Raw genomic sequence first — 12,758 nt, forward strand, 5'->3', positions numbered from 1 at the left:
GCTGTTACGCCCGTGGCTGATATGCAAGACACATTACGCATCACCGAAATCTTTCACTCGTTGCAGGGTGAAACCCGTACGGCTGGCCTGCCCACCGTATTCGTACGCCTTACCGGCTGCCCGTTGCGCTGTCAGTACTGCGACAGTGCCTACGCGTTCAGTGGCGGCACCATTCAGACGCTGGACGACATCCTTGGACAAGTGGCCTCCTATCGCCCTCGTTATGTCTGCGTCACCGGTGGCGAACCTCTCGCCCAGCCCAATGCCATTCCGTTGCTGAAGCGTCTTTGCGATGCAGGCTATGAAGTGTCTCTGGAGACCAGTGGTGCTCTGGATATCTCGGCGGTGGACCCTCGTGTCAGTCGCGTAGTAGACCTCAAGACCCCAGGGTCAAAAGAAGTCTCGCGTAATCGCTACGAGAACATGGAACTGCTGACGGCCAAGGATCAAGTTAAATTCGTGATCTGTTCGCGCGAGGATTATGACTGGGCCGTTTCCAAGCTGATTCAGTACGGTCTTGATCGTCGTGCGGGCGAAGTTCTGTTCTCGGCCAGCCACCACGAGCTCAAGGGCCGTGATCTGGCGGACTGGATCGTGGCGGATAACCTGCCGGTACGCCTGCAGATGCAGTTGCATAAAATTCTTTGGGATGACGAGCCGGGGCGCTGATATGAGTGAATTGACCAAGACTGAAAAAAGAGCCGTGATCCTCCTGTCTGGTGGTTTGGACTCTGCGACCGTCGTAGCCATGGCACGCGCCGAGGGTTACACCTGTTACACCATGAGCTTCGATTACGGCCAGCGTCATCGCGCCGAGCTGGATGCCGCTGCACGCGTTGCCGGTGATCTCGGTGCCGTGGAGCACAAGGTCATCGGCCTGAACCTCAACGGTATAGGTGGCTCGGCATTGACCGACAGCTCGATTGCCGTGCCTGAGTCGCCTTCTGAAGGCATTCCGGTCACCTACGTACCGGCACGCAACACCGTCTTCCTGTCGCTCGCCCTGGGCTGGGCAGAGGTCCTGGGCGCGCGGGATATCTTCATTGGCGTCAATGCTGTGGATTACTCGGGTTATCCGGATTGCCGTCCCGAGTTTGTCGAGTCATTCGAGCGCATGGCGAATCTGGCTACCAAGGCCGGTGTGGAAGGGCAGGGCTTCACCATCAGGGCGCCGCTGCAGAATCTGAGCAAGTCGGACATCGTCAAGGCTGGCACTGCGTTGGGAGTCGATTACTCGCTGACGGTTTCCTGCTACCAGGCTGACGACCAGGGTCGTGCCTGTGGCAAATGCGACAGCTGCCGTTTGCGCGCAGAGGGCTTTACCGCCGCCGGTATCGCAGACCCGACTCGCTATTTTTAAAGTTTTTTAAAAAAGGTGTTGAATTACTGATAAAAATCAGTAATATACGCGCCACACAACAGAGGGTCGTTAGCTCAGTTGGTAGAGCAGTTGGCTTTTAACCAATTGGTCGTAGGTTCGAATCCCACACGACCCACCATTTTTGGTTCCAAGGTCCACCTTGGAGCCGAATCTTAAAGATCTGATGCCACTCGTATCAGGTCGCAGGCAGCTGGTTGAGGTGCCTTGATTTACCGGGGTATAGCGCAGTCCGGTAGCGCGCCTGCTTTGGGAGCAGGATGTCAGGAGTTCGAATCCCCTTACCCCGACCAAATACTGTTGTTACAGAGTTCGATCTTTAGATTTTTAGGTAGTCGGTCATTGCAAAAAAAGCGGACAAGCGTCTTGGTGCGTTTAACCAGGCAAGCAGCCGTCTGGAGCGAAAGATAGCGCCAGCATCCGGTGATGTCAAATTAGAGCGCCCCGTTCCAAGCGAAAGCTTGTGGACGGGGCTTTTTTTTGGAAAAAATTGCTGCGCTGCGCTGCGCTGGCGTAGGCCCGCCTGAAGCAGTCATTAGGCCTCATAACTAAATAATCTGCAGTGCGAAGCATCTGCTGATAATGGCGGATTGAGCATTTTTACAACTGTCTCTATGGCAGCTGGATCACCATGACCTGCCTATCCTTCCGCTCATTTCCAGCATTTCAGGGCGTAGATGCCGAGCATCCTGGCTTGGGACAGGTCTGTCCTCGATCACTGGTTCAGTACCAGTTCCTCCACCGGCAATGTTGTGTTGTACCCACTTGGTGAGTTCGCCCAAGCTTCTCAACAGATCTTCCGGGCTGGAGCAGCCTAACGGTAGTTGCCTAACAGCAGGGTCGCCTTCATTCAAGGGGGACGGTATGTACTCGTGACTTCCTGACGTGATATCTGGTGCAGCCTGTATTGTCGTACCCGAGTGCGAATTCAAAGGGGCACTTTGTTTTTTGCGCTTTAACTGCACAGTCTGGGCGGGCGTTTTGCCCAAGACGTGCCCCGATGCTCTGTCGGCAAATGCTATCCTTTCGTGTATCGACGAGCCCGAAGTCAAGTCCCTCACTGGAGCAGCTAAAGAGTAATGTTTTTCAGCTCGCTGCGCCGCATCTGCTTTTGCCAGGTAGCTGATCTTGGCCGGTCGCTTGCCTCGCTCATTCATCACCGCTCGCATCATCTCGTAGTCCGGCTCTATGTAATCCATCGTCGTTGCGATATTTGAGTGGTTCAGCAGTTTCTTGGTCAAATAGATATTGCGCTCTGGCAGCGTCATCAGTTCGCTGGCGATCGTGTGACGAAACCGGTGAGGAGTCATGCGTACCCCGGTCATCGCGGTGAGCTTTTTGTACATGGCCTCCACCTGATTAGAGTTCATCTCCTGACGACGGTAGTGACCAGAAAATCTGTTTACGTTGAACAGTTGGTCTTCGGGCTGAAAACCCACTGCTTTAGCAGCATTCATGATGGTTTCCAGCTGTTCCATGAGCCCATCCGGGATCGGAATCAGGAACTCACGGTGAGTTTTCTCTGTTTCACCTCTGACTCTGATCAGCCGGTCGCCCAGGTACACATCCGCATATCGCAGGCACAGCAGCGCGTTGAGCCTGAGCCCCGTGTAGTAGAAGGTTTCGAACACGGTGAGCCAGAACCAGGCCGGAGTAATTTCTGTCCGTTTTCCAGTAGCGCGCTCTTCTGCTGCCAACACCTTGAGCCAGTTACGAGCGCGGACGCTAGCGTCGTTCGCAACTGTCTTTTTTGGGCGTTTGGGTGGCAACACGCTCGTGTTTTTAAGTGGGTTAGCAGCCATGTCTACCAGACCGTGTTCGATTGCGTAGCCGTAGATGGTGCGCAAATGGCTGGAGTACGTATTCCAGCTCCGCTTGGAAACCCTCTCCAGTTCTGATCGGCGCCAGTCGAGCATGTCCCGGTGCGTCGTCTCGCTTGCCAGACGGTCGCCGAAGAATCTGACATAGGACTTTGTGGCAGCCCAGTAGATCTTGACGGTGTCGGGTCTTAGGTCATGAGTAAGGATGTATTCCTGGGTCAGCTCAGGCAGTGTCATCGTGTTCATTCAGATGGTTCCTTATCTGCCAAGTCCGCCAAGCTGATGACCGGGTTGTCATAGGGCACTTCGCTAAAAACGTCGGTGGGCTCAATGAGCAGGTAGCCCCGCAGTTGCTTGCTTTTGCGTGGTCCTTTGACCAGGCACGTCCAGATGTTCAGGCCGGCGGGCGTCTTCCGATGTTTTTTCAGCTTCTCAAAAGATCGCTGGACCACTTGCCAGGCTTCTAGATCGCGCTCTTTCGCCTCATGCTCAATCGTCGGATGCTCGAGCGCGTAGCGTTTGAAGATATCCGGACTGACCAGAAACGCCGTGCTGTCCACGGTATGTACACGCGCTTTGGCGTCATTGATGATGATCCGGTGAGAGATCACACCGCCCTTCAGCCAGGTGAGGAAGTTGGTGCCATGATTCAGGGCCGAGTCAGTCGAGTTCTTGGCAGTGTCTGTTGCTGGAGTTGTCTCAAAAACGGGGATGTCAGCCTCAGCCTGCTTGGGCTGACTAAGCCGTGCAGGTGGTTTGGTTGGAGGAGAAAAGGGGATCTGATCGTCGTCCGTGCTCTCCGGGCTACTTTGCACTGGTGCAGTTGGAGCAGCAGGTACTGGATCGGGAAATAGATCGAGCAGCTCATCCAGCGCATCAAAATCTTTTACTGGTGCCGGTGCTTGTTTCTGAGAGGATTGTTGCGCCGTCTGATTGACCGCGGCAAGTATCTTCTTGTTGTTACCTACCGATAGTGGTTCGGCGGCTCCCACAAGCGCTTCCTCGACTTCTTCCACCGGTCCTGCGGCTTCCACCGTAAGGGTGCCGGTATACGCCTCTGGTCTTTCGGTAGCGTTCGGCCAGATCAATGCCGGCGCGATTTTCAGTACCGTGAGCGTGTTCTTCCAGCCGCGACCATTGTCGATGTTGGCCTTCCAAATGGCTTTTCCCTCTCCATTAGGCTGGATGATTGCTTGATCCTGGAGCAGATTGAACATGGGGGCATTGGACGTCGGAATGTGCTCAATGCCCTGTGACAGCAGATGAGCCCTGAGCTGGTCTACCGCAGGCTTGCTGACAAGCCACAAGCCGTCCTGCGTCAGCCAGCCGTCTGAAGGACCATCGGGCTGGTTCAGCTTGAATTTCTCAGAGATGAGCATCCTCAAGCCTTCAGCCAGTTGCCGCTGAATGGACTGTCTAGGCGCTGACATGGCGCGACCGGGATTGCCGCCGAGTTCTTGCGCCACCGAAGCCTGATCCGCCTGAGAGACAATTTCTCCCAAGATGTCGGCATGCTCATATTGCCCTGCGAACGCGAACACCAGTTGGGCCCAGAGCTCGGGAAACCCGCTGAGCCAGTCCAGTGCCTTCGCCGGAATGACGTTGGTGTAGATCAGCGACGAAGCAGCTCCATGCAGCCGGTAGTCGCGACCTTTCACGTACTTGAATCGGTAAGGTTGATCCAGAGGTCCGTGCCATGGATGCCAGGTCGTGCCGTCTGCCAGTTCCACCTGGACGTCCACCGCAATCTTGCCGAGGTCATGCACGAGCGCACCGTAGGCCGATGCGGCAGACCATGCTTCGGATTGAGCGGCCTGCGACTCGGGCGGGGCTCCGATGGGCAGCAGGTACATTTGCCGGATCTTCAGTGCGTAGGCGACGATTTCAAGCCCGTGATCCAGCATGCCACCATGATAGGCATGGTGATGGTTCTCCGAGGCAGGGAGATGCTGCACCAAGGCTGCGTAGCTCCTGAATGCCTGCACGTATAGCGTATCGAACTGTGCGCGGGGCAGGGACGTTCGCTGCCAGATGTTTTCAATGAGCTGACGCCGCCGGGGAGTAGACAGTAACTCGTCGCAAGACTCGGGTTTGATAAACCCTGTAGCAGCATTGGAGGGCGTGGTTGGCGATGTTTTTCTTCGCTGAAAGAAACTAAGCATTGAGGCACCCATGATGAAGTCATGGTGGGCCTTTTGCTCTATAGGGCTCAGCGTGACAAGTCGAAACCCATATCCATCCTGGAAAGGTTAAGTACATCAGCCGCCACCTGAATGGTTGGGATCCAAACAGTGTCAGCGAACCGATGTTGCCATGCTTGCCGAAGAAAATGTAGTCTCCAAGTGCTTGTTTAGGATGGTTTTTTGTAAATTTCAATTCGTGCAAAGCTGCCTTTCTAGCCCTTTCGGCATCCATTTCCGGCGGGCTCGCCGGCCTTTTCGGGTAAGGCGCTTACCCTTATTCCCCGTTCCATTCAAACCCTTTGCTTTGCCGTTTGCTTCAGGCCATTTTGCCCTTTTGGTGGTGCAGCCTTTATCGGGGAAAGTAGTTTTCATCACTTCCAGTTCCCGCAGCTAGCCCCTATTGGGATTTAACTGTGGAGGCTTGCAATCGAAAGCAGCCGTGCTCGCAATCAGCGCTCTTTTCGGCTCAGATTAACTGCACTGATGGCGCCCTCATGAGAGCGAGCTCGTTGGCTCATTAGTTGCGCACCCACCGAAGCGGCGCGTCAAGGGCGTCCTTCTGTGGCATTTCCTGGGAGTGTCAGCAGCGTGACTGCATAGATGGGCTCATACATTTCACCCCGGCGTAGGGAACTGTTCTGGACGGGACACCACCCATCTCCTTTTATAGAAAAAAGCTACACCGCTGATGGAAGGAATAGACCAATGAATCCAGCTCAGATCACCCACTTCTCTCATTCATTTCCGCCGAGTTCTTCTGGTACTTCCTCTTCAGCCGAAAACAGTCATGCGCAATCGCCGCAGCATGTTCTTACTCGTGCGTTCGTCGCATCTGGTGAGCTGAATGCGGCGTTCGGACGGACCTCCACTGCCTCTGAGGAGGACTTCACAAGCCTCCTGGGTACCCTTCAGCGTGAGTTGGAGAGAAAGACCACGTCTTTTCCGGATATCGCCGAACTAGCTAATCAGCTTGCCGAGGCTGCGAAGGGCGATCAGGGCGGGCATTGGCTGGGCCGTGACGAACAGCAGACACTCAAAGGTGTGATTGACCGATGCAAAAGCCAACTGGCACACACACCTGCATCTGATGCTTCTTATGATCCGCTGGCTCAGGTTTGTGAAAATCTGAAAACGGCGCGGCTGCATCAATCAATAAGCCAGATGACCGGTGAGGCGCACGCGAAGGTGCGGGGCGTTCCGGATCTTTTGGCGCTGATCCAGCTTGACCCCGATGTTCTAGCCGAAAAGCCAGTCGGCATGACTTCCTACGTGAATTTTGGAAGCTTCATTTGCATAGCAAAGGCCCGCACTGCGGAGCTGAGTGAAGATCTCCGTAGTGATCCCTACGAAGTTGCTCTTTTGCTCCATCCCCACGCCGATACGATTTTAGAACTTGAGAGGTTGCCGGATGCTTTGGCGGCATTGACGGAAAATTGTCCAGATATGCCTACTCGGGATGATCTCCGCTCTCTGGCGAAAGAGGCCGGAGAGCTACTGCAGCAGTTGAGGGCCAACGATCTCTTGCCGCGATCGGAGGAGGTATCGAGCTACCAGGGCGAAACGTCTGTGCGCAGCCGTGAAGTCGTCGAGCCGAAGTTGACGCTTTGCCAAGCGGGCGGTAATGGGCAGGGGCAACTCGAAGCCTCGAGTGCCCGTCCCGAAAGTTTGCGCTACGCTCCTACACGTACCGCTTCCAGCGGCTCTGAAGCTCGCGTGCCCGGGCACGCGGTGGGCGGTAAAATCGCCGACGATGCGCAAAAAGTAGCTGGTCTTTATGCAGAGAAAAAGAGGACAAATTGGACACAGGCAAACGGAGTTGCCGGGAAAATCAGCCACAAGATTCAATCCCTGCTGGGGATGCGAGATGCCGAGTCTCGTGTCCAGGCGTTCGTCGCATTCATGGCCGATGGAAAGGGGAGGCCAGACGCAACGATACTCGATCTAGGCGATGGGTGGATGAGGGCAACGCGTGTTATCAAAGGGGAGGCGGCCTTGATCGATTTCCAGTGCGACAGCGATGGTAAGGTCGTAGACGCACGACATCCCGGTAGATTTCCTGTGCTACCTCAAGGAAATGAGCGGGAAGCCTTTAAAACTGTACTTCAAGAACTGAAGTTCAGGGGCGCTGAAACGTTGTCTAAGGTTCCTGTGTATTACGTTAACAGGAATACGCGGGGTTACGTCATTCCTACGCATGGCTATGTAGTCGCTGGTCATCCCAGCCGGGGGCGAAAAAGTGGCGCAGTTTTGTATGGGGTAGGAGGTGATCCGAAACGTGGCCCTGTGGCCTTGGATGAGAAGCTTCTCGGTTATCTTGTAGGCAGGTCCGATTCGAAAACTTCTAGCAAGTTAGCGGCGCCTGTCCGGGCTGCGATTTCAGCGCTTGCTGGAGCGTCATTTGCTACTCGCGAAGACTTTTATGACGCCTATTGTGCGGTCAGGGGTGATGCTGTTGATCCATTGGAGCTGCACAACGAGATTTCTTCTATCTATCGCCTTTTGCCTTTGTCCTCAATGGAAATGTGGCCAAAAAAGGCAGATGATTACAGGGTCGCAAGGCCGGCAGCGCCGGAGCGGGATCTTCGCGCATTTGAAAATCTACCAAAAGACATCGGGCGAAAGGCTCAGCTGAAGAAAGTATCTAACGTGGACAGCATCGACCTGCTGGAAGCTAAGAGACAGTTTACCCTTCATCAGCTTTATCAGGACGAGATGTTGGGCCGCGACGGAACAGGAGTTCGATCTGCAGGCTTCAAGCCGAAAGTAGATGCTCAACGCCGTGACCAGTTGGTGGCTTCCACCCCCAAATTTCAAAGATTGCCGCCGCACAAAACTGACAAGGTGGGGAATTGTAACACCGGTGCATCATCCCTCCTTCAGCGAGCAGTGGACACCTATACAGAGAAGAATAACTTGCCCCCCGAGAAGGTCACTGCAGCTAGTATTTTTGGCATTGGGTCGAGTCATCGACTGGCCATCTGGGACCCATTGGACGGTTCCTCATCAAAAAAAGTCCTCCGAGGACCTTTGAAGGGTGCCTAGTATAGCGTTTCAGAGACCACTGAAAATCTGGCCTAGTTTTTGTATAACCGGACGGCAAAGCAGTCTGTAGCAGTTGTCCACCTGTTCGTCGGGAGCTTGATTTCATGTGCAGTTGAGTTGAATATACCAATCAATAGTGCTATAGATTGATATCAATACGATATGCTTCAACCGACCAGACGAGGTGGCACATGAGTACAGATGCCAACATAGATTTACGCGGAGCAGCGCGTTTTGGTCACGTGCTGGGTCTTGGTCTGCGTCGAATACTCAATGTTGAGCGCGCGCTCTGGTCGCTTTTCGACCGCACAGGTGTGCCCAGAGTAATCGTCACTCCAGTCAAGTGGGGGGGGCGTGCGGCGGTGATCGGCACTGGCGCGTTCTTCGTGGCTTGGGGATTGCTGTATGTTTTGGGAGTCGTCGCCATCGCTATGGTCGTAGTTGGTCTTATAAATAGCGAAAGCTCGTCGGCAGTCTCAAGTTTGTCGAATTTCGAATATGAAGACGATGAGCATGCTGCGAGGTTGCAGGCATCGGTCTTTGAGGAAAACGATGACCATAACTGGGATTTTGTTCTTGGGCGTGGCGTATATCCTTCTCAGAACGAATAGCTATTTCTATTTATTTTTAACTTCCTGTGACAGTTGGTCAGCAGGAAGTTAAACTTATAGTTCTAACCTTTCGCTTTCAGCCTCTTCTCGACTTCGGCCCCGCCTCGTGCGCCTGCTTTCTTCGCCTCTGCGGTTCCATCAGCCAGCCCTTGCATGATGTTGCCTAACCTGTTGGCGCTGATTGAAAACTGACCCACCCTGCCGATTGAAAATTGACCCAGGACGGATTGCTGATTTTTGCCCCAGCAATTGTGGATAAGCTTAGCAGCAGTGTTCCGATTGAAGACGCATCAAGCCCCACCGCATGCAGCAGGGCATTTATGGTGCGGATCAAAATGGCTCATCGTCCTCGATATCATTTCCGTCCTTTCGCTTTCGTTCGCGTGTTTTGATCTTTGTCTGGGCAGCCAATGTGCTGTGTTGTAGGCGGTAGGACTCGTTGCCCGTTTCGACGATGTGGCAGTGGTGTGTCAGCCGATCCAGCAACGCGGTGGTCATCTTGGCGTCGCCAAACACACTCGACCATTCCGAGAAGCTCAGGTTGGTGGTGATGACCACGCTGGTGTGTTCGTACAGTTTGGACAGCAGGTGAAATAACAGGGCGCCACCGCTTTGGCTGAAGGGCAAATATCCGAGTTCATCCAGTATCACCAGGTCTGTGCGCAGCAGTGCCTGGGCGATTCGCCCTGCCTTGCCATCGTACTTCTCACGCTCCAGCAGATTCACCAGATCCACCGTGGAAAAGAAGCGCACGCGTTTGTTGTAGGCCGTGATTCCGGATACAGCCAAGGCACTGGCCAGGTGTGTTTTCCCGGTGCCAGGGCCGCCGATGAACACGACATTCTGCGCGGTTTCAGTGAACGCCAAGCTGGATAGATCGCTGACCAGCCGGGCATCAGCGCTGGAAGCGCTGAAGTCAAAGCCAGCTAAGTCACGGTGCATGGGGAGTTTTGCCATGTTCATCTGATGATTCACCGAGCGCACCGCGCGATCCGCATGTTCCTGCTGAAGCAGATGTTCCAGCAGCCATTTCGATGAAGCCGTCGACGCTGTTCCTTGAGAGACCAGTTCTTCCCAAGCACTGGCCATGCCGTGCAGGCGCAGTTCTTTGAGTTCAGTCATTAGGTCACGCATTGCGATTCTCCTCATCGGTCGTACGGAGCCGGTCGTAGCGTGCTGTATTGGCAACCGGCGCCACTTTGAGTTGCAGGCTGGTTTCTACACAGGGAGGTGGTGCGGTGGAGGTCAGGCGGGCAACGACATTGAGGATGTGATCGGCGCTCAGACTTCCCGATTCAAGTACCAGCTCCACCGCCACCAGCACTGGTTCGAGACCGGCGATGGGCACAGCAGCCAGTACCTGCATCATGATTCGATCACCGTTGGTGTGACGCCTCAGTCCGCGTTTAAGAAGCTGTAACGGTTTTGGCAGATCAGCAAATGGAGCGCCATTGCGCAGTGCACCAGGCTTGCGTTCGATGAGTGGGATGTAGTGCTGCCAGTCAAAACCGATCTGATCTCGATCAAAGAGGCGCTCGTGACTGGCGATCACCGTTTCGTCGGCAATGACCACGATTCGCGAAGGGTACAAACGGCTGCTGACCCATTGATCCACACGCTCGCAAGGCACCGAATAACGATTGCGCGCCACGCTGATCAGGCAGGTGCTAGAGACACGGACGGTGCGTTCCACGTAGCCATCAAAGGCCGTCGGCATCGGCATCATTTCAGCCTGCTCCAGCTCCAGGGCTTCTGCCACCGTCAAACCGTTGTACTGCGGATGTACAAGTTCAGCCCAGAGCGTACGACAGCGTTGGCCGAGCCAGACGTTCAGCTCCTCGAAGGTATGGAACATGCAATTTTGAGCATCGAGCCAGATTCGCCTCCGGCTGTCTTGCACGTTCTTTTCGACGATGCCTTTCTCCCAGCCAGAGGCCACGTTGCAGAAGTCCGGATCGAACAGATAGTGCGCGCACATCACGGAAAACCGGGCATTGACCGTGCGGCCTTTGCCTTTGTTAACCTTGTCGACAGCCGTTTTCATGTTGTCGTAGATGCCGCGACGTGGCACGCCACCCAACGCTCCAAACGAACGTGTATGGGCATCAAACAGCATCTCGTGGCCTTGACTGGGGTACGCAACCAACCAGAACGCGCGACTTGCGCACAGCTTCATATGGGAGACCTGGATACGTCGAAACAGGCCACCGATCAGCAGGCCTTCTTCGCTCCAGTCAAACTGAAAGGCCTCACCGAGGGCAAAAGTCAGCGGTACAAAAGCGCGTACAGACTTGCCTTGCTCGCACCGCCAAGAGCGGACAAACGCCGTGAGCTGGCTGTAACCGCCGTCATAACCCTCGGCCTTGATCTGCTCAAAAAGTGCCTTGGCGCTCCTACGGTTGTGTTTTGGCCGGAACGAATCAGCCTTGAGCGCCTGCTCTAAGGTCTCGTGAAAAGGGTTGAGCTTATTGAAGGATGCGCACCGTTGGTACGCTGGTTGATTGGCTTCGGGCGCTCTGACCCATTTTCGGATGGTGTTTCTCGACAGCCCGGTACGCTTGGCTATCTGATGCAGCGAGAGCTTGTCGCGGAAGTACATCCGCCGGATTTTTCCCAACATTTCCATGCTGATCACCCTGTGTTCTCCTGCTCAAAAAGTGAGCAGAAGCAGTTGAACACCTGGGTCAGTTTTCAGTCGGCAGAACAGCCTCTACTGGGTCAGTTTTCGGTCAGCGGCAACAGCCAAACCTCATCTTTGAATTTAGCGCTGTGTCGGTAGCCTGGTGCAGACTCATCCTCCAGCGGATCATAGTCACCTTTCCATCGAAAGTGCACCGCTGGGTCTCCAGTTCGCCAGCAGCGTGCACGGTTCTTGGTACTTTTCCATCGACAGGTAAGCCACCCTTTAGCCAAAACGGTGATGGTTGAATGAATCTAGAGTTATCAGCGTAACCGGGCGACATTAAAATCCTAAAACTTATGACTTTTTCCTGAGAATTTTAATGAGTATATCAGTAGCGCAGTAGACAGAGATTCAGCTACCTGCAGCACTATGTATACACTTCTGTAAGAGTGCGTTAAAAATGCGAATAGTGCATAATGTATTAATAGTATCAAAACTCCCGCAGCAAGCGGTGTAGTAAGATTTCCTTTTCGCGCGTAGCAGGCAATAAACACCCACGTTAACCAAGGAAGAAAACCAGCACCGAGTACTGAGAACTCAAAAAATTCCCACACCGTTCCATCTACCTCACGCCATCCAATATAGCCAGAAAACGATAGAGTTAGAAACACTGAAGTCGCTAGTGCTATGCAAATCACGCGTAGAAAAATAGTTATCTCCGCCATCAATTATGTCCACTACGTGGTACTGGGTTTGGCGGAATACCTTGTGGCCATAAGTTACCACCGTAAAATAATGGGCCAATACCCACATCACGAAAAACATCGTTATGGTATGCATCGATCATATCACCGGTGACGCCGTTTGGCCCGCTATTAGAGGAAAAGTTTTTATCGTTAGATATTAGCTCGGCGCGAATTTTATTGTAGATATCGGATTCAGATAAATTCGTCGTTCCGCGTATCCAGGCGCTGGCTATGCCGACCGTAAGGAGACTGTTCACTGCACGATCTTCACCCTTACAGATATCTTCTGCTCGCTTATAATAGTCACTTAGGGAAACTCTGAAAAAGACTTCCAAATCTGGTGAAATACGCCAGT

General features: G+C 53.9%; 9 protein-coding genes and 2 tRNA genes. 6 read left to right on the forward strand and 5 right to left on the reverse strand.

Annotated elements, in window-relative coordinates; translation table 11 throughout:
• The first annotated feature begins 21 nt into the window (after positions 1 to 21).
• From queE to PCPL58_RS09420, 4 genes are all read left to right on the forward strand, one after another.
• The gene (queE, locus tag PCPL58_RS09405) at positions 22 to 669 is read left to right on the forward strand and encodes a 7-carboxy-7-deazaguanine synthase QueE (RefSeq protein WP_065351028.1); all 648 of its coding nucleotides are present in this window, start codon (positions 22 to 24) and stop codon (positions 667 to 669) included.
• 1 nt (position 670) lies between these two features.
• On the forward strand, positions 671 to 1,360 hold the full coding sequence (gene queC, locus PCPL58_RS09410) for a 7-cyano-7-deazaguanine synthase QueC (protein ID WP_003364714.1): 690 nt from the start codon (positions 671 to 673) through the stop codon (positions 1,358 to 1,360).
• Positions 1,361 to 1,423: 63 nt separating this feature from the next.
• Positions 1,424 to 1,499, forward strand: a tRNA-Lys gene (locus PCPL58_RS09415).
• A 95-nt stretch (positions 1,500 to 1,594) separates the two neighbouring features.
• A tRNA-Pro gene (locus PCPL58_RS09420) sits at positions 1,595 to 1,671 on the forward strand.
• Positions 1,672 to 2,004: 333 nt separating this feature from the next.
• Here the strand turns inward: PCPL58_RS09420 and PCPL58_RS09425 are convergent.
• Both PCPL58_RS09425 and mobH read right to left on the reverse strand, forming a co-directional pair.
• On the reverse strand, positions 2,005 to 3,444 hold the full coding sequence (locus tag PCPL58_RS09425) for a site-specific integrase (RefSeq protein ID WP_065349284.1): 1,440 nt from the start codon (positions 3,442 to 3,444) through the stop codon (positions 2,005 to 2,007).
• Positions 3,441 to 5,372, reverse strand: coding sequence for a MobH family relaxase (mobH, locus tag PCPL58_RS09430; RefSeq protein ID WP_083188353.1), 1,932 nt, complete (start codon positions 5,370 to 5,372; stop codon positions 3,441 to 3,443). Before mobH ends, PCPL58_RS09425 begins: the two co-directional genes overlap by 4 nt.
• Before the next feature lie 714 nt (positions 5,373 to 6,086).
• Between mobH and PCPL58_RS09435 the strand changes: the two genes are divergently transcribed.
• Both PCPL58_RS09435 and PCPL58_RS09440 read left to right on the forward strand, forming a co-directional pair.
• A complete protein-coding gene (locus tag PCPL58_RS09435; RefSeq protein ID WP_065349286.1) occupies positions 6,087 to 8,423 on the forward strand; it encodes a HopW family type III effector protein in 2,337 nt (778 codons plus the stop codon).
• Between the two features lie 191 nt (positions 8,424 to 8,614).
• Positions 8,615 to 9,034 carry a DUF3742 family protein gene (locus tag PCPL58_RS09440; RefSeq protein WP_065349287.1) on the forward strand — a complete coding sequence of 140 codons (420 nt, stop codon included), beginning with the start codon at positions 8,615 to 8,617 and terminating at the stop codon, positions 9,032 to 9,034.
• 330 nt (positions 9,035 to 9,364) lie between these two features.
• Here PCPL58_RS09440 and istB read toward each other — a convergent pair whose 3' ends face one another.
• The 3 genes from istB to PCPL58_RS30785 all read right to left on the reverse strand — a co-directional run bounded on the left by istB (position 9,365) and on the right by PCPL58_RS30785 (position 12,660).
• Positions 9,365 to 10,168, reverse strand: coding sequence for an IS21-like element ISPsy20 family helper ATPase IstB (gene istB, locus PCPL58_RS09445; protein ID WP_031598096.1), 804 nt, complete (start codon positions 10,166 to 10,168; stop codon positions 9,365 to 9,367).
• Positions 10,161 to 11,660, reverse strand: coding sequence for an IS21-like element ISPsy20 family transposase (istA, locus tag PCPL58_RS09450; RefSeq protein WP_104685638.1), 1,500 nt, complete (start codon positions 11,658 to 11,660; stop codon positions 10,161 to 10,163). Before istA ends, istB begins: the two co-directional genes overlap by 8 nt.
• Positions 11,661 to 12,381: 721 nt before the next feature.
• Positions 12,382 to 12,660, reverse strand: coding sequence for a hypothetical protein (locus PCPL58_RS30785; protein WP_157893896.1), 279 nt, complete (start codon positions 12,658 to 12,660; stop codon positions 12,382 to 12,384).
• Positions 12,661 to 12,758 lie beyond the last annotated feature (98 nt).

Origin of the sequence: Pseudomonas cerasi, assembly GCF_900074915.1 — a bacterium.
In the GTDB taxonomy this organism is placed as follows: Bacteria; Pseudomonadota; Gammaproteobacteria; order Pseudomonadales; family Pseudomonadaceae; genus Aquipseudomonas; species Aquipseudomonas cerasi.